Origin of the sequence: Leptospira licerasiae serovar Varillal str. VAR 010 (assembly GCF_000244755.1) — a bacterium.
Taxonomy (GTDB): Bacteria; Spirochaetota; Leptospiria; order Leptospirales; family Leptospiraceae; genus Leptospira_B; species Leptospira_B licerasiae.
This window is the reverse complement of record NZ_AHOO02000011.1, coordinates 166,014-184,903: the sequence shown is the minus strand read 5'-3', so window position 1 is coordinate 184,903 and position 18,890 is coordinate 166,014. Positions and strand designations below refer to the sequence as shown.

16 protein-coding genes are annotated in these 18,890 nt (G+C 42.2%); 14 read left to right on the top strand and 2 right to left on the bottom strand.

What is annotated here, in order from left to right; all coding sequences use genetic code 11:
* Positions 1-16: 16 nt before the first annotated feature.
* Positions 17-1,942, bottom strand: a complete 1,926-nt coding sequence (locus tag LEP1GSC185_RS13350; protein ID WP_008595682.1) for a glycoside hydrolase family 36 protein — start codon at positions 1,940-1,942, stop codon at positions 17-19.
* A gap of 106 nt (positions 1,943-2,048) precedes the next feature.
* On the opposite strand from LEP1GSC185_RS13350, the gene LEP1GSC185_RS13345 reads away from it, so the two are divergent.
* The 8 genes from LEP1GSC185_RS13345 (at position 2,049) to greA (ending at position 11,425) form a co-directional block, all read left to right on the top strand.
* A complete protein-coding gene (locus LEP1GSC185_RS13345) occupies positions 2,049-2,687 on the top strand; it encodes a ribonuclease D (RefSeq protein ID WP_024864029.1) in 639 nt (212 codons plus the stop codon).
* On the top strand, positions 2,684-4,051 hold the full coding sequence (radA, locus tag LEP1GSC185_RS13340; RefSeq protein ID WP_008595580.1) for a DNA repair protein RadA: 1,368 nt from the start codon (positions 2,684-2,686) through the stop codon (positions 4,049-4,051). The genes LEP1GSC185_RS13345 and radA overlap by 4 nt, the downstream gene beginning before the upstream one ends.
* Positions 4,048-5,157 carry an LIC10775 family protein gene (locus LEP1GSC185_RS13335; protein ID WP_008595135.1) on the top strand — a complete coding sequence of 370 codons (1,110 nt, stop codon included), beginning with the start codon at positions 4,048-4,050 and terminating at the stop codon, positions 5,155-5,157. Before radA ends, LEP1GSC185_RS13335 begins: the two co-directional genes overlap by 4 nt.
* 5 nt (positions 5,158-5,162) lie before the next feature.
* Positions 5,163-5,969, top strand: a complete 807-nt coding sequence (locus tag LEP1GSC185_RS13330) for a hypothetical protein (RefSeq protein ID WP_008595624.1) — start codon at positions 5,163-5,165, stop codon at positions 5,967-5,969.
* A gap of 324 nt (positions 5,970-6,293) precedes the next feature.
* A complete protein-coding gene (locus LEP1GSC185_RS13325; RefSeq protein WP_008594569.1) occupies positions 6,294-6,527 on the top strand; it encodes a DNA-binding protein in 234 nt (77 codons plus the stop codon).
* Positions 6,528-6,561: 34 nt separating this feature from the next.
* On the top strand, positions 6,562-7,275 hold the full coding sequence (locus LEP1GSC185_RS13320) for a flagellar filament outer layer protein FlaA (RefSeq protein ID WP_008595892.1): 714 nt from the start codon (positions 6,562-6,564) through the stop codon (positions 7,273-7,275).
* 21 nt (positions 7,276-7,296) lie between these two features.
* Positions 7,297-8,235 carry a flagellar filament outer layer protein FlaA1 gene (gene flaA1 / locus LEP1GSC185_RS13315; RefSeq protein WP_008594492.1) on the top strand — a complete coding sequence of 313 codons (939 nt, stop codon included), beginning with the start codon at positions 7,297-7,299 and terminating at the stop codon, positions 8,233-8,235.
* Positions 8,236-8,647: 412 nt separating this feature from the next.
* Positions 8,648-11,425, top strand: a complete 2,778-nt coding sequence (gene greA, locus LEP1GSC185_RS13310) for a transcription elongation factor GreA (RefSeq protein WP_008594945.1) — start codon at positions 8,648-8,650, stop codon at positions 11,423-11,425.
* Positions 11,426-11,577: 152 nt separating this feature from the next.
* On the opposite strand, the gene LEP1GSC185_RS13305 is transcribed toward greA, so the two are convergent.
* Positions 11,578-13,389, bottom strand: coding sequence for a M23 family metallopeptidase (locus tag LEP1GSC185_RS13305; RefSeq protein ID WP_008594026.1), 1,812 nt, complete (start codon positions 13,387-13,389; stop codon positions 11,578-11,580).
* A 91-nt stretch (positions 13,390-13,480) separates the two neighbouring features.
* Here LEP1GSC185_RS13305 and lptE point away from each other — a divergent pair, with 91 nt between their 5' ends.
* The 6 genes from lptE (at position 13,481) to nadC (ending at position 18,889) form a co-directional block, all read left to right on the top strand.
* The gene (gene lptE, locus LEP1GSC185_RS13300) at positions 13,481-14,041 is read left to right on the top strand and encodes an LPS assembly lipoprotein LptE (protein WP_008595061.1); all 561 of its coding nucleotides are present in this window, start codon (positions 13,481-13,483) and stop codon (positions 14,039-14,041) included.
* A gap of 137 nt (positions 14,042-14,178) precedes the next feature.
* Positions 14,179-14,667, top strand: coding sequence for a Fur family transcriptional regulator (locus tag LEP1GSC185_RS13295; RefSeq protein WP_008595524.1), 489 nt, complete (start codon positions 14,179-14,181; stop codon positions 14,665-14,667).
* Positions 14,664-15,788 carry a tRNA guanosine(34) transglycosylase Tgt gene (gene tgt / locus LEP1GSC185_RS13290; protein WP_010514347.1) on the top strand — a complete coding sequence of 375 codons (1,125 nt, stop codon included), beginning with the start codon at positions 14,664-14,666 and terminating at the stop codon, positions 15,786-15,788. Before LEP1GSC185_RS13295 ends, tgt begins: the two co-directional genes overlap by 4 nt.
* Before the next feature lie 70 nt (positions 15,789-15,858).
* Positions 15,859-16,194 carry an STAS domain-containing protein gene (locus LEP1GSC185_RS13285; protein WP_008595243.1) on the top strand — a complete coding sequence of 112 codons (336 nt, stop codon included), beginning with the start codon at positions 15,859-15,861 and terminating at the stop codon, positions 16,192-16,194.
* Positions 16,195-16,237: 43 nt separating this feature from the next.
* Complete coding sequence (locus LEP1GSC185_RS13280; protein WP_024864031.1) at positions 16,238-17,872, top strand: lipoprotein LipL71; 1,635 nt, start codon at positions 16,238-16,240, stop codon at positions 17,870-17,872.
* 144 nt (positions 17,873-18,016) lie between these two features.
* Positions 18,017-18,889: a carboxylating nicotinate-nucleotide diphosphorylase gene (nadC, locus tag LEP1GSC185_RS13275; protein ID WP_008594969.1), complete on the top strand. Its 873-nt coding sequence runs from the start codon at positions 18,017-18,019 to the stop codon at positions 18,887-18,889.
* Position 18,890: the final 1 nt, after the last annotated feature.

Genomic DNA, 18,890 nt, shown 5'->3' with positions numbered 1-18,890 from the left:
CTGAATTCAGTAAGAGTCAACTTTGTTTTCCGGAATGTAGGACCACCGTGGACCAAGGTTCCATTTCAATTTTGAGAATTTTTTTACGGGAATCTATTTCCAAAGACTCAGGTTTTTTTCCGGTCCAATAATCTATGGAATTCTTTTTGTCCCAAGGGAAGAATAAGGAAAGAGATATCTCTTTTTTCTCGTCGCTTGGATTCCAAATCCCTAAATAGCCGGAAGGATTGTAGAGAGCGTTCGGGAAAAACTCAGTCCCGAGTCCCACAGGAAGAGGAGTTTTACTCCTACACTTGGATTGGAGCGCCAAACTTTTTTGTAATAATTCCAAACGATCTTCGTTAACCAGAGATAGATCGTCCGAAACGAATAACATTCCTCCGGAGACGGACATGATGCTTGCCATAATCTTAGTTTGTGCTTCGGTCATGCTGTTTTTCTTTTTGCGGACCAAAAGACAATCCGGATCGTTCAGCCAAAGCGTTCTGTGCATAGAAGCTCTGGTAATATCGTTGATAAGAGCTCTTTCGGTGCAGAGTCCGTTTCGATCCTTTACTAAGATCCTGGATTTTTCTCTGTACCAGAAAGGCGCCACATCGCAGGAAATTCTCATCGCATCGAATAGTCCGATAGAAGGAAGCATTGGTGCTCCACAACCCAGAATGAATATATCTTTTCCGACCACTTTTCGAATGAATTTTATGGCTTCCGCATAACGAGTATGAGGTGATAGGTTACGATCGTAAGTCCAGCCAGGCAATAATGCCGAATACAAGAAGTCTAATTTTAGGTATTTGTATCCGTATTCTTTTACGATGGTTTTGAAAACCGTGGCTATAAATTCCTTGGAGGCTGGATGCGTTACATCTAAACAATAAGTATAATCCACTCCCCAATTCGGATTCCAAAGTGCAGGGACCGGATTCCCATCCCTGTCTTTTAAAACCGCTTCGGGGAATTTTTGGAAAAATTTGGATTTTTTACGAACTAAGAACGGGGCAAGCCATATCCCTGGGAGTAATTTTTCGGAACGGATCGCTTCTGCGAGTAGACCCATTCCGCCTGGAAAACGATCGTTTGTTTCTAACCAGTCTCCGATCTCCGCTTGGTAACCGTCGTCTATTTGGAAAACTTTTAATCCTAAATTTTTGGATCTAAGTTCTTTTAAGTTTTGTAAAATGATCTTTTCCGAAATTTTAGTATAGTAATGATACCAAGAACACCAACCCGTAGGCACTTGAGTTTCCGGAAGTTTTACTTTTAGATTTTTTGCAAGTTCCGAAAAATAATTTTTGATAAAGATCGCTTCGTCTCCCGCGAACTTGGAAATACGGATCTGTGTGAGGGGTAGTTTATTTCCTTTAAAATCTTCGAAGCGATAAAAATCGTATACCACTCGAATATCTCCGCTGAAAAAATTCTCTCCTGCTTTTTTGGAAGAAGTAGAAGTCAGTATTTTAAACTTTACTCCTTCTTCTCCTTTGGAAACTGCTCCTGCAAAAAATTTGGGATCTTCGTTCTTAGGTAATAAGATAACATAGGCTTCCGAGATCCAGTTACCTTCTTCTCCTTCATGTTCTGAATAAATATTTTCTTGGGAGAATTGTAAAAATCCTAATTTAGGAGAAATATCCGCGTCTTCTAAATTTTCGGAAGCGGAAAGGCTCCAGGACTGGTATCCATGTCTAAAGATCCTACCTTCTTTGATTCCATGAGAAGGAAGTTCCCATTCCAGGGTCAAAAGTTCCAGACCTGCGGGAGGTCTTCTTTCCGCTATCCATTCTAAAACGGGAGCGTATGTCGATTTGCCCTGGGATTTGACTAGTTTAAAGGAAAACTTATAATTCCCGCAATCGCTCTTGGTCTCCGCTCTTCCAGCCGGAAACTCGAATTGAGATTTTTGTTCTTCTTCATAGATACGGGTTCGCAAAACTGCTTTCATTCTGGGACGATGGTTTACTGATTCGAAAGATAGAAAAGGAAAAAAACCGGTGGAGAGGTCGGACTTTTCTTGCGGACCGGAGATCCTATTCGATTATTTTGGCTTTATGGCATCTAACCGCGCGAACAATAGACCGGATCTATTTCCGGGGGATCTTTCCGAAGAAAGATTCAAAGAATACTTAGAAGAAGATCATTTGGCAGTAGATTGCGAAATGATGGGTTTAAACCCGAGAAGAGATCGTCTTTGCGTGGTTCAGATCTGCGATTCTAAAAATAGGGTGAGCCTGGTGCAAATTTTGCCGGACCAAAAAGAGGCCCCTTTACTCAAAAAATTATTTGAAAATCCCGATATTATAAAAGTATTCCATTTTGCTCGTATGGATACTCTATTCTTGAGATATAGACTTGGGATCTTGACCAAGGGAGTTTTCTGCACTAAGATCGGATCCAAACTTGCTCGCACATATACCGACAGACATGGTCTGAAAGATATCATCAGAGAATTTTTCGACGAGACCTTGGACAAAAAAAACCAGTCCTCCGATTGGGGAGCAAAAAGTTTAACTAAAGAACAGATCGAATATGCGTCGGGAGATGTTTTGTTCCTGATCTCTCTTTCCCAAAAACTCACTCAGATACTCATCCGAGAAGGAAGATACGAACTCGCTCAAGAAGCCTTCCAATGCCTTCCCGTATTCAATAAGATCGATTGGCTCCAAATGGAGAATTTATTCGAACATTGAAAAAGAAAATTTCCAAAGTCTTTCTTTGCCAATCCTGCGGACAGGAATTTTCCCGTTGGGCAGGTAAATGTGAATCCTGCGGTAAATGGAACACGATTGTGGAAGAATCGGGAGGGGATCGTTTTTCTTCTTCTCCCAGTTATAAAAAATCCGCGGTCTATAAAGAACCTGTTCCTATAGATTCCATTCCTTCGGACGATACAAAACGTCTGAGTTCAGGTCTTTCCGAATTGGATTTGGTTTTAGGCGGAGGACTTGTTCCGGGAAGTTTGATCTTAGTGGGCGGTGAACCTGGAGTAGGTAAGTCCACTCTCATCTTAGAGATCAGCCGAAGTATGATCTCTCAAGGAAGAAAAATATTATACATCTCCGGCGAGGAATCTGCGGCTCAAGTGGGACTAAGAGCTGCAAGGATGAATGTTCTATCGGAGAACCTTCTTCTTTCCTCCGAAACATATGCGGAAAATATTTCCGCAATGGTCGAGGATGTGGCCCCCGATCTAGTATTCGTAGATTCTATCCAAACTCTTACGAGAGAAGCTCTTCCAAATCAAGCGGGTACAGTCACACAATTAAGAGAATGTACGCAAGTTCTATTGGAAACAGCGAAGCGAACCGGAATCCCGATCGTAATGACGGGACATATCACCAAGGATGGTGCGATCGCAGGTCCTAAGGTATTGGAACATTTAGTCGATACGGTATTGTACTTCGAAGGGGACAAACTGAATTATTTCAGACTTCTTCGTGCCGTAAAGAACAGATTCGGCGCGGTTGGAGACCTTGCCGTTTTTGAAATGTTGGAATCCGGATTAAAAGAAGTAAAAGACAGACAAAGAGTATTTATCAGTTCTCTTACGGAAGGAAAAAGCGGTTCAGTCATCAGTTCCGTTGTAGAGGGAAGTAGAGCCCTCAGTGTAGAAGTCCAAGCCTTGGTGAGTCGGACCAATTATTCTCAAGCAAGAAGAATGGCGGAAGGTCCAGACACTCGTAGACTTATCCTGCTTGCTGCAGTCATCGAAAAATACTTAGGACATACATTATCGGAATGTGATATATTCGGGAACCTGGCAGGAGGATTGCAGGTGGATGAACCGGCACTCGATCTTGCGATCTGTGCTTCTATACTTTCCAGTTATACGGAAAGACCGGTCCAATCCGGTTTTGCTGTGATTGGAGAAGTAGGATTATCCGGAGAAGTCCGGTCCGTGGGACAGGTCTCTCTTCGTTTGAAAGAACTGAAAGGCGTAGGGATCGAAACAGTATTTCTTCCTAAAGGGAATCTGGCAGAACTTGAAAAAATCCCCGGAATGGAAATCGTAGGGATAAGCGCGTTAAGAGAGTTAGAGGGGCTCTTCAAGTGAGATCCGTCTCCAATATAAGACCCTTTTTTCGCATCCTATATATTATAAAAATATTATATTCTATTTTTTTGTTTATCTTTTTTTTACCCGTCGCTCCGGTGTTTGCGCAAGAAATAGACCCGCTTCTACGCCAGCCTTGGTTTTCTGACCAAGAAAAAAAAGAAGAACTGCTATACAACAGGCTGCAAACTGCGTTTAGGCTAAGCTCTCATTTCGTTTGGAAAACCGACTCCAGATCTCGCAATTATCGTTTTTACAAAGACGGAAAAGTGGAAATGATCCTGGATCGGAATTACAAAGAAGTGTTTCCGAACAGACAAGAATTGGATCTACATTATAGCGAGGCGGAAAGTTTGCAAAAACATGCAAATCCATACTCCGCAATCCGCCTATTAAAAGGTTCCATGTACTGTTATCGTTTGCGATACGGAAAACTGGTACCGGAAGGTTATGAAAAAACGGCAAAACTTTTGGGAAAATTTTTAGACCAGTATTCTCATAAAGAAAAGGAGCTGCAAAGACTTACGGATCCATTTGGATGTTGGACACCTGAAGTTTTGAAGATCAGAAGTGCAGACTTTGCATATTCATTCGATCTACCTCCGGATCTAACTTATTTATTCCCTGATGAGGACAGAGAATTTTCCGGAGAAGATTCGGATTATCTTTGGCAAGTGCATAGATTCTACCAAAACTTTCCTGTGGAAGGAGGACCTTCTCCTTTCGAAAAGGAATATAGAAAGAGTAACGAAGGTATATTATTCTTCCGGCCGGATCGGATCGTATTCACGATTGGCACCACGCTTCATTTCCATCCTTCTATCTTTAACGCACAAAACTACTATCTTATATGGGACTCGCTCAGAGGGATCAATTCCAGGACTATGAGGGAATGGAATTATCTTCGTAAAAAAGAAGGGGATTTATATAGAACAAGTTTCGATTTTGTGGGAGAAGATGGCCGTAAAAGCCAAATAATCGTTTTGGAAAAATTTTACCTAAGAGGTACGAGAGGCATTCTATTCTCTTTAGCTTATCCCAGCAAATTAGAGGCCCTCGGCACAAAAATCTGGAGTGGATTTTCTTCCTCTATCGTCGTAGAATAGGGGAGATGTTTGCCTTAGTCAAAAACTGGGAAAACCAAAAGCCTAAAAAACCGGAGCCTCCTTGGAGGTTATTGGGTTTGGGCCTACTTTTCGTAAACGGAATGGCCGCTCTCTTCTTACCGATCGGTCTTTTCGGGACCTTGATCTCTACAATCGCTTGCCTCGGTTTTTTATTTCTCCCTATGTTCTTTATGACCCTAAGACTGACCAAGTTTTACGGAAATAGTATATTCTTCGCTTTGTTCCTGGGATTTATCTCCGCACCAGTTTCCGCTTTATATTTAAGCCATGCATTCGGATTTTTTTTGGGTCTAAAATCTCCGGAACAAACGATCTTTCAAAAGGAAAGCGGAGTTTCCAATTCGCATATCTATAGATTCACTGATTCCAAGTTTTTATACAAATACCAGATCACCAAGACTACACCAGGCTCTATTAAAAAAACATTGTATTTCCATGTGGCGCCCTGGGTTTCCTCTGACTGGAAAGAAGGGGATGAGGTCCTAACCTGGGCAGTTTGCCCCCAGTTCTCCGAAAAAGTATGCGATTGGGAGAAGCAGAACCCTAGGGTAGGGCAGTCACTTTCACATTCCAATATTGCGGGATTGAACTCGTATTATGCGGAAGCAGTCCAGGAAGCTTCTAAAAAGTTCGGTTTCGATCCGCCCAAAAACCCAAGGATCCTACTTCCAATCTCCAATCCGGAAGAAGTTTTGTTCAATATGGGGGTCCTGGGACTTGCGGGGCTTCTCGCTTTGAACTATATCTGGATCATAGGGATACTTGTCTGGAATAAGAGACGCGGAGTTTAGAGACACGGAGTTTGAGGAGAGACATAGAGTTTTGCACACAGAGGCACAGAGCCACGGAGGTTGGGGTAAAGGAGTTCCTACAATATGTTTATTCTTCATAAAGTAATCTAAAACCCTTTGTGTCTTAGCGTCTCTGTGTGAGAAAAAATGAAAAAAGGGGCCTGATTATGTCTCATAGTTTGCCGCGGATCGTGGCCTACTTTTCGGTTTGCGAGAGGGATTCTTTCGATTTTTTCTTCCGGATTGCAAAAAACTTTTTACTTGGCTAATTTTGGAACTTAGGCTACCGATATTTATACACAGAGACGGGAAGGAGAAATCTATTTGGACCCCGAAATCCTAACGGAGAAGGTCGCCACCCAGAACAAAAAGTTTCTGGTAGATCTAAAACGGAACGAGAACGGATACTACTTAAAAGTTTCCGAATGGTCCAATAGCAAAAAATCTTCCATATTCATTCCGGCAGAAGGTGTCGGAAAGATGATCGAGGTATTACGTAAATTCCAAGGCCTGATTCAGGATGGAGATATTACGGACATCCCTCCCTCTCAGAATTAGATTGGATTGCACTAAATCTTTAGGAGATGTTCTCATGGGGAAAAAGACGTACTTATTAGCTAGCGTTCTCTTTTTCTTGGCGATTACCGGAACTTCCGGTCAGCAGCCTGCGGGAGGGAACCAAGGCGGCCAGGGCGGCCAAGCACCGGATCCCCTCGAGAAAATTATACTCGAAAACTTCGAGGAGTCCGAAGACTGGAGAGCTAAGTCTACATCTCCCCTGGGAGAGACTAAAACTCTTAAGATGGTTCAAAGAGGTCTGATCCGTGACGTGTTCGACGAGAATACCGTTCCGGATAATGGTGGAGACCAATTAGAAAAGAACCATATCCTCGGGATCAAAACGTATTATAACGATAGAGGATTCGATCGTGTAGAAGTTTTCCCTCCTCACGAATATATCGTAAAAGGAAAAGCTCGCCAGATCTCAATTTGGGCTCTGGGAAGAAAATTCCGTCATACTCTATTCGTTAAACTGAGAGACTACAGAGGAAAAACCCATAATATCAGAATGGGTCGCTTGGATTATTTCGGTTGGAGAAAGTTAACTGCAACTGTTCCGGGATTCGTTCCTCAAAGTACCAGATTCGCACTATTGGACAAGAACCTAAGATTCGTCTCCATTTTCGTGACCTCTGATGTTCATGAAGTAGGTGGAAGCTTCTACTTTTATTTAGATGATTTAGAAGTTCGTGCCGATAAATCTGATACGAAGTATCCTGGTTCTGAAATTAAGGACAATTGGTGATATCTCTCCGGTAGGACACGTATGAAAAACCTCAGCAAAAAAACTAAAATCACCGCGGCAGTAGTAGTAGGTATTTCTTCCATCCTTCTTCTCGGGACCGTGAGCGCGCAATTTATCAAAAAGAAAAAAGGTGGGATCGAATCTCCTACCGGTATCGACGTAAGTGGAATGGAGTTACGCTCTATTACTGTGGAATCCTGGGACAATCCTCCAGGTTCCGCTCCTTATGGTTGGGAAGTAGCTACCGATAAGGACACCTTAGTTCCTCAAGGACAACAGGCTCAATATCAGCCTACTGCTTCTAACGCACAGGCATTGAGAGAAGTTAAACTTCTTCCTGGAAAACCTGGAGACATCAAAAACGTAGACGCTGCAACCGGAAAAGTTTTGGGAGTAAAGTTTGCATTTACTTTCCCAGGAGATAATACCGTAAGTATCCGTCCTCCTCGTACTCCAGAATACGAGATCACTCGTAAAATGGCTTATCTGGACGCGAACAACAAAAGAAAAGAATTCAAGATCTACGGAGTTGAATTCCCAGGGATCGTAAAAGCGGTTTCTGTATGGGTTTGCGGTCGTGGTAATGAATACAACTTGGAAGGTTGGTTAGAAGATTGGAAGGGTGATTCTCATATCTTCCAATTCGGAGATCTGGACTTTATCGGTTGGAGACCGCTTACTTTTGAAATTCCTCCGGGAGTTCCTCAGGACGTAAACTCTTTCCCTCAAGTAAAGACGCTCGTATTCAAACAATTTAAAATTCGCTCTCGTAACGATACAAGCGGAGAAACTGTATACCTCTTCTTTGATGAGCTAAGAGTTCTTTCCGACGTATTCGAGGTTCACTTCGACGGAGCTTCTATCGACTTCGATGCGGATGATTGCCGCTCTAAACGTAAGTTGGATAAGATGCTGAAAGTGAAAGCGGAGAAAGAATGTGAAGGTGGAAACGGCAAGTAAGCCTTTCTCGCACAGTCGGACGCTAATGAAACGCGGGAACTCTCCCGCGTTTTTTGTTTGGAGACGCAGAGGTAAAAGAGATAATAAGGTTTTCTCGCGCAGAGACGCGGAGCCGCGAAGGAGTGTGAATGAAGGAATTCCTACAAATCCAAAAACTTCCCTCCGCGTCATTGCGCCTCTGCGTGCCATAAGCTTTTGCGACTCTTTCAAACTCTGCGTCTCTATACGAAAATAAATGCCAAAATGCTTCCCTAAGTGACAAGTAAGGGCTCTCTGAGTCTCTGCTCCCCAAATTCTAGTTTACGGATAAGCCTAAGCTGCTATAATTGATCTGAAAGGGCTCTTAAGAGACAAAAAAACCGCCCATCCGAACCTATTTTTGAATGCCGACCCCGTCGGCGGAGTAATTCCTATGTCTAACGAAACTGCGACAACCGCGGAAACTAAGCCTGCCAGCGAACTGGACAAGCTGACTTCTCTTTTTAACGAGGAGATTTATGTACGCTCGGACGCAAATTCCATTCCAGCATCTAAATTTAAAATTTACGACGATCTTATAGAATCCTTTCAATCATCCGGTCTTATAGATTCTGCCAAAACGAAATTGGAAGAACATCTTGCGGATCACCCAGAAAGTATTTCCGCAAGATATATGCTTGGATTATTAGGATTACAAAAAGGAAGTATAGACGCAGCTTCCTACTTCAAGACTCTACTGGATTCTTTCAAACAAGCCAGTAAATGGGTCATCATCGAACATATCACCGATAATATTTTAAAATTCGGAGAGGATCGTTACGCTCTTCGTTTCAAAGCGGAAGCTCTTGAAAAATTAAAAAAGAATAAAGAGCTAAAGCCTATCCTGGAAAAACTTGCGAAACAAGATCGTAAGAACCCGGAAATCGCTAAAAAATACGCATTAGCAATTCTTGATGAAAATAAAGAAAAGGCGGTCGCTTACCTAAAACAAGCGATCGAGACTTTTGCTAAGACTAAAGATTACTTACAGTTCGAAGAGATCTGGCCGATTTTTGTAGCGAATAGCTACGACGATATCCAATTCGTAGAAAAGATAGAACGTATCCTTTTGGGTCACCGCGAAAAGACCCGTCTAGCAGGTTATCTTTATCCTTTAGTTGATCCATTCAAGATTACCGAAGATTGGGACAGAGTGATCTATCTCCTGAAAAAGATCTTGGATCATGAACCTGTTTCCAACAAAGCAAGAAACGAACTGATCAGAGTTTATAAACTGAAATATGCCAACCACAGCTTGTTGGAAGATTTCTTAAAAATGTCCGAGTTAGGAAATAACAGAAAACCTGTTAAGGTTTGTATTTCCAACTTCGAAAGAAATATCGTATTCGATACCGGCAACTACGTTCTTCATAGGAACTGGGGAGTAGGTAAGATCGTTTCTATTTCGCCTAACGGAGATTCTATCTTTGTAGATTTCAAAGATAAGAAGAATCATAAACTTTCCATCCAAATGGCGATCACCAGCTTGAAACCTCTGAAAGGAGATCATATCTGGGTAAGATTCTATGAGGACAAAGCTTCCGTCGTTTCTTTATTCGAGAATGATGTTCCTGGTTTCTTTAAGGAATTATTAACTTCTTTCGAGAACCATATGTTGGTTTCGGAAATGAAGGCGGAGATCGCAGGAAAATTCATCCCTGTGGTTGATTGGTCTAAATGGTGGAACAAAGCTAAGAATGTTATCAAAAAAGAAGATAATCTTGGTTTTAACCCTAAGAAAAAAGACGAACTTTGGTATCGTGAAAAACCGATCACTTACGCCGAAGAATTGACTGAAAAATTCAACGCGAACACTGATCCTGCCAAACGTTTGGACATAGCGATCGAAGCTCTTCGGAACAAAGAAGAAGCCGAATCCGCGATCGATACTTTCGCTCATCATTATTTCGAAGAAGAGCAGACTCACGATTCTTTCCGTAAGATCGTCGCTTATCTGTATTTGGACGAAGTCGCTTCTACCATGGAAGGAGAAGATGGAAGTCCTTACGATTTCCAAAGATACCAAAAATTGGAAGATGTTTCCAAGATCGTTAAGTCTCTCAAAAGAGAAGAGGTACTGGAATATTCCTCTAAGATCAGCAACTTGGATATCAAAAAGTCTTTCGTTGACTTAGTGAAAAAATCCCATTCAGATTGGGTCAATATTTTGGTCGGACTTCTGTTTGAAGTTCCTGTTAAAAATAACAAATACGTTGTTTCCGTTCTGGAAGCGGACGGAAAATTTGCCGAACTCAACTTATTTATCGAGACCGCATCCAGCCGTGCCAAAGAAAATCCGGAAGTATTCCTCTGGGTGGCAAAATCTATCCTTCTCAAAACTTGGGAAGAAGAATGGATGAACGTGTCTAGACAGGATCTAATCCTGAGAGTTCTTCGTTTATTAAAACCTCTAAACAAAATAGAGGAAAAGGGAACCAAACTTAAGAACACCTGCCAAGAGATCCTTTTCGGGAATGATGCGGCTGTGATCAGCGAGGCTATCCAAAACGGAGACTCGGAATATATCCGCAAAGTTTACGCTCTATATAGAGAAGTTCCTTATATCGAAGAGACTGAAAAAGACAAATTGATGTCCCTTATCCGATCTTTGAAACCGGACCTGATCTGGGAAGAAGAGGATGATGAAGAAGAGGACGAGGATGTTCTGGCAAGAATTCCGGAAAATGCAGTCCTTGTTACTCGTCGCGCTCTGAACGCTAAAAAGGCCGAGTTCGATCATTTGGTGAACGTTGAGATGCCTGAAAACTCCAGAGATATCGGAGAGGCTCAAGAAAGAGGGGACTTAAGAGAAAACGCGGAATACAAAGCCGCAATGGAAAAACAAGTCCAGCTCCAAGCTCAGATCAAAAAATTAGAAGCTGAACTGAAAGCTGCCATCGTTCTAGACCTTTCCAACGTAAAAACGGACCGTATCAATATCGGAACTACCGTAAAACTCAAAAATGAGTCCAGCGGAGAAGACCAAACTTATTCTATCTTGGGGGCTTGGGACGCGGATACGGAAAGAAATATTATTTCTTACCAGTCACCGCTTGCTAAGTCTCTTTTAGGTAAAAAAGTAGGGGATAACGCTTCTTTAAATCTTGGTGGAACAGAAACCAAGTTCAAGGTTCTGCAGATCAGTAGATACTCTCTACAAAACCAGGACTAAGACGTAGAGAATAATAAATTCACGCAGAGCCGCGAAGACGCAGAGAGGATGGGATGGTTTGTAGGAGTTCCTACATTCTAACAATTCTCCGCGACTCTGTGCCTCTGCGTGAGAATTTCTGTGCGGCTTTTTTAAACTCCGCGTCTCTAAAACTAAAATCTAACCAGGTCAGTAAACCAATCGGAAGAATTTCCTGCACGATCCTTGATTCGTATCTGGAGTAACATATACTTTTTCCAAGCGGAGAAAGTTTTGGGAAATTTGACAATCAGCATCTTACGATCCGCATCGAATTCACTAGGGTAAATTTCTCCTTCGAGTAAAACTTCTGCGCCGCCTGCATAGCCGGAGCCTGTGTCGGAAACAGTATATAATCTTTCTTCGACTCCTTCTTCTTCTTGGCCCTTGATCCTTCTATGTCTTGTGATCAGATAAGGATAATTGACTGCTGGTTTTGCGTCGTCAGTTAGAACCGCCAATGCTCCGAGTTTGGTGAGTAATGCAATCTGGCCTTTTTGTTTTAAAGCAGACCATTTTTTAGAAGGTTTATCGTAGATATAGATCCCATCTTTTTTGCCTAAGTTAGCGCCTCTCCATATGAGTTCCGCTTCTCCCACCCAAGAAAGATCGGAAGATTCCAGTTCATAAATAGGACCTTTGGATTTTAATCCTTCCGGAAGTTTCAGATCTTCTTCCGGCTTTTCCAATTTTTTAAAGATCAAAGAGCCTTGTCCATAAGTAGTCTTGTTCGGAGTTTTGATCCTCAAAACTCCGTCCAAAGAAGTGAATTCAGTTTTTGTAATGGAAGGTTTTTTCGAATTTACCGTGCCGACCTCTATTTCTATGGGAAGAATAGAATGATTTCCCGCATGATCGGAGGCTTTGAGTGTTAATTTTACGACGCTTCCTGTCTCGAAATTCCTAAGATCTATACTAGGGCCTTTTGCAGGGAAAAGATTATAAACATAAGCAGGTGGATTTAAAGAAGAACGATTGGAGTCAAAGATATCATGGTGGATTCTTGCTTCTTCATAACTCATTCCTCTAAAAGATCTTTCGTATAAGGTAGTTTCGTCTTTGTACAGTCCTGCGAAGAATAAATTATTTTTGTTCCGGGAGGTCATTTGGTCGTATGCAGCTAACCTAAAACGGACCCCTCCGGCCAGATTGAGTTTTTGATTTCCTGGAAGAGAAAATTTGCCTTCTCCCTTTTTTTCCAACGGTAATCTAGCTTGCACACCATCTTCGGAATCTACGTATAAGAGTAAAAGTTCCGGGAAATATCTGTCTTTTCCTCGTAAAGGTAAATAGGGGAGAGGATTTAAGGTCCCATTAGGTAAATGTAATTCAAAATGTAAATGGCTGACCCCTGTTCCGGACTCTCCGAGCCTTGCAATATTTTCCCCTTTGGGGAGATTGTAAGAACCAGGAGAAAGTTTTACCTGAAATTCTCCGCCACTGAGTAACGCCAATGCTTCCCTAAGCAGATCTAAATCCTTTCTGAAACCTTTGAAGTCGAGTAAGTGGGCAAACTTTGCCTTTAAATTGGAACCGGAAGATCTTAAAATAATATTGGAGCCGTATCCTTTTGTGGATTGGCCGATCGATTCCACATATCCTTGGAAAGGAGAAATTGCAGAGATCCCATTTGTATGGAAGGTCTTAAAATCGCAGCCCATATGAAGATGGTGCACTCTATATTCTGCATAAGAACCTGAAATCGGAGTTTCCATTTCCATCGGAAAACCTAAATTTCCCAGATCGGCCAAAACCTCTGGTGTGAGATCGTCCCAGATATTTTTTGGAATTGCAGGACTTGTTTTCAAATTAGGAGAAACTGCGGAAACTTTGGAACCTGTTTCCCCTGCTGTACCTTCTACCCATGCAAGTAAGAGCATTAGTAGAATTACGAGTCCGGATCTAAGCGGGATTTGTGGAAAAAGTTTTAGGAAATTTTTTCCCATTAGCGAATTCAGATCCGGTTCCTCTAAATTGTAAAGCCTGAAATCAGAGAAATTTTCTTGCCGCCTTGTACTTGGAGAAAAGCCTGATGTTATGAGGCTCATAGTTCCGATTTTTCTGGTATTTTGCCTGAGTTCTTGCTCCTATATGACTCGGGAGCCCGGCAATCCTCCTAAAATCGACGGCATTCCCATTCCTGATTCCAAACGCACCGTGTATGTGCAGAATTTTCGGAACAATTCCTACGGGATTGCGATGCATACCACTCTCTCCGATCTAGTAAAACAAGAGATCAATTATCGGGGAAGATTTATCCAGACCAGGGAGAAGTCCCAAGCCGCATATCGTATTTACGGAGAGATCAGTCATTACCAACAAGTGGGAGCTCTTTTAGATCAGGGCGGTCAACAGTTGAGTAAAGAGATGTTCGTAGTCTGCAAAGTGGAGCTCCAGAAAGCAGGTGGAGAAAAAATTCCTCTAGAAAGAACAGAGATCCCCGCTCGGATCATTTACTCCGACCAAGTTGGTTTTATAGAAACAGAGGGTCAGGCCCAGACCAGATTACTCAAAATCCTTGCAGTCCGTATCGCGGAAGAAATGGAAAGAGCCTGGTACTATTCTATCGCAGGCAAGATCGAAGGCGAGGAAGAGTAAGTATTTCATTTCCTAAAAATGAAATTCCACTTGATAATTCTCATCACTGGATCTTAAATTGTGGAAAAAGAATGTGAACACCCAGATTCCTTGCTTCGAAAGGAAAATTCTGTAAGAGAGCTCATTCCTCCTAAAAAATGAACAAAGACCGAGAAACTGAAATTCTGAAAACCGTAGACGATTCCATCCGGATGGAGATGAAAACTTTTTCTGATTACTTACAGAAAAAGGGACTAAAGATCACCAACCAAAGGATGTTAGTCGCAGAACGTATTTTCTCCCTGCACAATCACTTCACCGCGGAAAGCCTCTTGGAAGAATTCAAGGACCAAAGGGATAAAATTTCCAAGGCCACCATTTACAGGATCCTCTCCATCATGGTGGAAGCGAAATTATTGCAGGAGCATAATTTCGGCCAAGATTATAAGTATTACGAACACATTATAGGTCATACTCATCACGATCATATCATCTGCGGAGATTGCGGTAGGATCGTAGAATTCATGGACGAAAGGATCGAACAGTTGCAAGAGCAGGCTGCTGCAAGTAACGGTTTCAAGATCACAGGTCATAGCTTGAATATTTACGGCACTTGTTTGGATCCGAATTGTCCGAACAAAAAATGATCTATAGATCCAGGGTTTCAGATCCACATTCTTTCGCTCGAACCGGAACCTTATCTCTTAACGGAATAGAAATTCCAACACCTGTATTCATGCCTGTAGGCACAAGAGGTGCCGTCAAGTCCCTGGACTCAGACGATATAGATGAATTAGGATACGAACTGATCTTAGGAAATACCTATCATCTTTATCTTCGGCCAGGCACAGAGGTCCTGGAAAAATTCGGCGGACTCAAAAACTTCGTTTCTTACAAAAAGGCTCTGCTTACTGACAGTGGCGGTTTTCAAGTTTTCAGTCTGAATTCTCTCGTAAAATTCAAACAAGAAGGAGTGGAGTTCCGTTCTCATATCGACGGAAGCCCTCATTTTTTCACTCCCCAAAAAGTGATCGATATCCAAAGAGCGATCGGCTCGGACATCATGATGGTCCTGGATGATTGTCCTCCAGGAGACGGAACTGTTTCTCGGATCAAAGATGCTTTGGACAGAACGCATCGTTGGGCAGAAGAAGCTGTAAATTATTGGGAGAAAGACAAACGTAATCAATTTCTCTTCGGGATTTTCCAAGGTGGAACTAATTTAGATCTTAGATTGGAGAGTTTGGAGAAGATCCGATCACTTCCATTCTCCGGAATTGCGATCGGAGGTCTTTCAGTGGGAGAACCCAGACCTGATTTTATCCGAACTATGGAAGGAATTTCCTCTTTCACCGACAGAACTAGACCATTATATCTGATGGGAGTTGGAACTGTTCCGGATATTTTGGAAGGAGTTCGCAATGGAGTCGACATGTTTGACTGCGTTCTTCCGACTCGCAATGCTAGAAACGGCCAAGTATTTACTTCTCGCGGAAAAGTGAATCTCAGAAATGAAAAATGGAAGCTCTCAGACGAGCCGATGGACCCGGAATGCGAATGCAAAGTGTGTAAAAGATACAGTATTGGGTATATTAGACACTTACATCACGTGAAAGAGCTAAGTGCATTTTCCTTGAGCACGTACCACAATCTGTATTTTATGAAAAAGTTCATGAAAGAACTTCGACATTCCATCGAAGTTGGAAATTTCAGCGAGTTTTTCGTTAAATGGAAAAATTTGTACGAAAGACCGGAAATTTCTCGTTGACTATATAGAGAATGACCCCCCCTATTGTAGGATGGTTCAAACAGATAAAGAAAGGAGTTGCTGATTTTTTATGGAAATCACCAGAAGGGAAAGCGGTAACATCGTAATTCTGGACATCAATGGGGAGATCGATTTATACAATGCCCCTGAGATTAAGGATGTGATCGCAAAGCTCATTGAAGAGCAGAAATACTATACGATTATCAATCTGGAAAAGGTCTCTTATATCGACTCATCCGGAATCGGTGCTTTGATTTCCAGCCTCTCTAACTTAAAAAAATACCAGGGCGGACTTAAAATTATCAACGTTGCGGGTTCCGTAAGAAAGGTATTTGAATTAACTAAATTAACTTCATTCTTCGAGATCTTTGATAACGAAGCTGATGCAGTTGCCGCCTTCAAATAAGTATAAGGCGCTTTTTAACGATCCTCTGGCTGGTGCAAAACAAATGAAAACTTTTCGAGCTATATCGTTCCCATCATTGGTACTGGGAGTTTTAGGATTCCTGGTTGCTTGTGGTTCGGAATTACCCGTAAAAGAATTGGCGGAAGCAAAAACCGCTATCACTCGCGCTAAAGATGCAGGCGCAGAAAGATACTCTTCCGGAGAATTTGAGGAAGCTCGCAAAAGTCTTTTGATCGCTCATGAAAAAGCTTCTAACGAAGACTTGGGCGAGACTAAAAAAAGCGCTGAATACGCAAAAAGTAAAGCGTACGATGCATTAGAAAAATCTTATCCTCAATTGACCGAAGAGTCCAAGGCTGGAGCTAATACCGCTATTAACGAAGCGGATGAGGCTTATGCTTCCCAACTTGCTGCAGAACCCTATAATAATGCAGTAGAACTTAAGAAAGAAGGGGACACTTTAAGAGACAATGCAGATCGCACTTTGGAATCCTATCCTAAGGAATCCGGAGACGAGGCAAAACTTAAGACCCGTCTTGCAGCTTTCGATCAGTACGAACAAAGTAATAAAAAATATCTGGAGTCCAAAAAGGCGGCAAGCGATGCCAAATCTTTGGCTCTTTCCCAAAAACAACAGTTGATCGATTCTCTCGCAGATATCGAAAAAAATCTGGATGATGCGGACAGATATGCCGGCGGCCAAGATCCTGAAGTAGCTCAGACCAGAGAACGTTTGAATGCTGCTAAGGCAAAAATTGACGAAGGAAAGATCAAAGAAGGCTATTCCGAAGTTGATGCGATCCGCCAAAAATCGGCCGAACTTGTAGCAAAAAATATCCAAGCTTACGCACTCAAGAAGAAGGCAGAAGCAAAAGATTCTATCGGAAAAGCTAAAGATAAGTTATCTACGATAGACCAATCCAAACTGAAATCCAGCAAAGATCTTCAAACTTCTTACCAAAGAGCTGACGAGAACTTAAAAGCGGCAGATGAGTCTTTGGTTTCCGCGGAAGAGTTATACTCCTCCGAAAAATACGAAGATTCTATTGGTAGATCCGAAGAAGCGATCAGACTTTCCCGCATTGTTGTAGATCAGTCCGACGATATCGCAGAAAGATTACGCACTGGATCTTCCGTTGCAGGCCGTAAAGGTGATGCAGGAGATTCCACTTCTTCCACCAAAAAAGGAGAAGATTCTTCTACTGCTTCCTCCGGAGAACTTCCGGAAGGCTGGAAAAAATATGTAGTTCGTAAGAAAATTCCTGCAGATTGTCTCTGGAGAATTTCCGCTTACAAACAACATTACGGAACTTCTAAGCTTTGGAAACGTATCTATGATGCGAACCGTGGTAAGATCAAAAATCCAAACTTGATCTATCCTAAACAAGTCTTACTAATTCCTCCAGCAAAAGGATCCACTAAGTTTGATCCTAAAAAAGCTCCTAAAAAGCAGACTGGAAGCGACAAAGTAGAGGCTTCTACTCCGGAGAAAAAGGAAGAGACTACAGCTCCTCCAGCCTCTACTTCTGAGCAAGAACCGGAAGAAGAAGATCCGACAACTCCTCCTCCATCCACAAATGAATCGGAGGGGGAGCCGCCTGCGGCTCCAGCACCTTCTACAGAAAATGAGCAACCTTCCGATTCTGGTGAACAGGAAAGCGACGAAGAAGCTCGTTGATTTAAGTCTAATATTTTAGCAACTCACGTAAATAGCAGGCTCGGATTTTTCCGGGCCTTTCTTTTTTGTAGAGTTTGAAAATTTCGAATTCCGCTTGATCCTCATTTATTATTCGAAACAGTTTTACTTAGCGGTGAATTCCAAGTGAAGAGGGCTTATACTAAGCCTATATCAGAGACGAGCGCAGCGGATTATTTTCCTCTGGCTAAAATGGCGTGGGACGAGGATTGTCCTGACCAAGATATTACGTCTGTTTCCTTATTCTCTCCTGACCAAAGGGCGATTGCATACTTAAACGCTAGGGAAGAGGGCATTCTTTGCGGAAGCGGTGTCTCTCAAGTGCTCTCCAAACTTTCGGACGGAGATTTGCAGTTTAACTTCTTCTTTAAAGATGGAGAAAAATTCGTCAAAGGAGACAAGATCGCCGAGATACAAGGCAGTCTTCTCTCCATGTTGCGTGTAGAAAGAATTCTTCTAAACTTCTTACAATATCTTTCAGGTATTTCTACTTCGACTAGAAAGGTCGTGGATCAATACGGGTCTAAGGGTATAATGATCTTGGATACCAGGAAGACCCTGCCAGGTTATAGAAAACTTGCCAAGTATGCGGTTTATTGCGGAGGAGGCTCCAATCATAGATTGGATCTTTCGGAAATGGCGATGATCAAGGACAATCATCTGGCTTTATTCGGGTCTGCGAAAATCCCGGTAGGAAAGATCAGATCCAATTTTCCTGGAAGAATGGTGGAATTGGAAATAGATTCCCTGGACCAACTGGAAGATGCTCTCGAAGCGGAACCGGACGTTTTAATGTTAGATAATTTTAATATACCTGATACACGTAAAGCGTTCCAAAGGGTAAAAGAGAAAAATACTAAAATCCTAATAGAATGTTCCGGCGGGATTACCCCGGAAAAACTGGAAGCATTGTCCGAATTCCCCGGCGTAGGAGTGAGTATGGGATACCTAACTCATACTACCAGATTTTTGGATCTTGGTTTGGATATAAGGACCTAAA

Excerpts from the sequence above, each read along its gene's own strand:
- LEP1GSC185_RS13350 (WP_008595682.1), bottom strand. The coding sequence starts at position 1,942 with ATGAAAGCAGTTTTGCGAACCCGTATCTATGAAGAAGAACAAAAATCT.
- LEP1GSC185_RS13345 (WP_024864029.1), top strand. The coding sequence starts at position 2,049 with ATGGCATCTAACCGCGCGAACAATAGACCGGATCTATTTCCGGGGGAT.
- LEP1GSC185_RS13330 (WP_008595624.1), top strand. The coding sequence starts at position 5,163 with ATGTTTGCCTTAGTCAAAAACTGGGAAAACCAAAAGCCTAAAAAACCG.
- LEP1GSC185_RS13320 (WP_008595892.1), top strand. The coding sequence starts at position 6,562 with ATGGGGAAAAAGACGTACTTATTAGCTAGCGTTCTCTTTTTCTTGGCG.
- flaA1 (WP_008594492.1), top strand. The coding sequence starts at position 7,297 with ATGAAAAACCTCAGCAAAAAAACTAAAATCACCGCGGCAGTAGTAGTA.
- greA (WP_008594945.1), top strand. The coding sequence starts at position 8,648 with ATGTCTAACGAAACTGCGACAACCGCGGAAACTAAGCCTGCCAGCGAA.
- LEP1GSC185_RS13305 (WP_008594026.1), bottom strand. The coding sequence starts at position 13,389 with ATGGGAAAAAATTTCCTAAAACTTTTTCCACAAATCCCGCTTAGATCC.
- lptE (WP_008595061.1), top strand. The coding sequence starts at position 13,481 with ATGAGGCTCATAGTTCCGATTTTTCTGGTATTTTGCCTGAGTTCTTGC.
- LEP1GSC185_RS13295 (WP_008595524.1), top strand. The coding sequence starts at position 14,179 with ATGAACAAAGACCGAGAAACTGAAATTCTGAAAACCGTAGACGATTCC.
- tgt (WP_010514347.1), top strand. The coding sequence starts at position 14,664 with ATGATCTATAGATCCAGGGTTTCAGATCCACATTCTTTCGCTCGAACC.
- LEP1GSC185_RS13285 (WP_008595243.1), top strand. The coding sequence starts at position 15,859 with ATGGAAATCACCAGAAGGGAAAGCGGTAACATCGTAATTCTGGACATC.
- LEP1GSC185_RS13280 (WP_024864031.1), top strand. The coding sequence starts at position 16,238 with ATGAAAACTTTTCGAGCTATATCGTTCCCATCATTGGTACTGGGAGTT.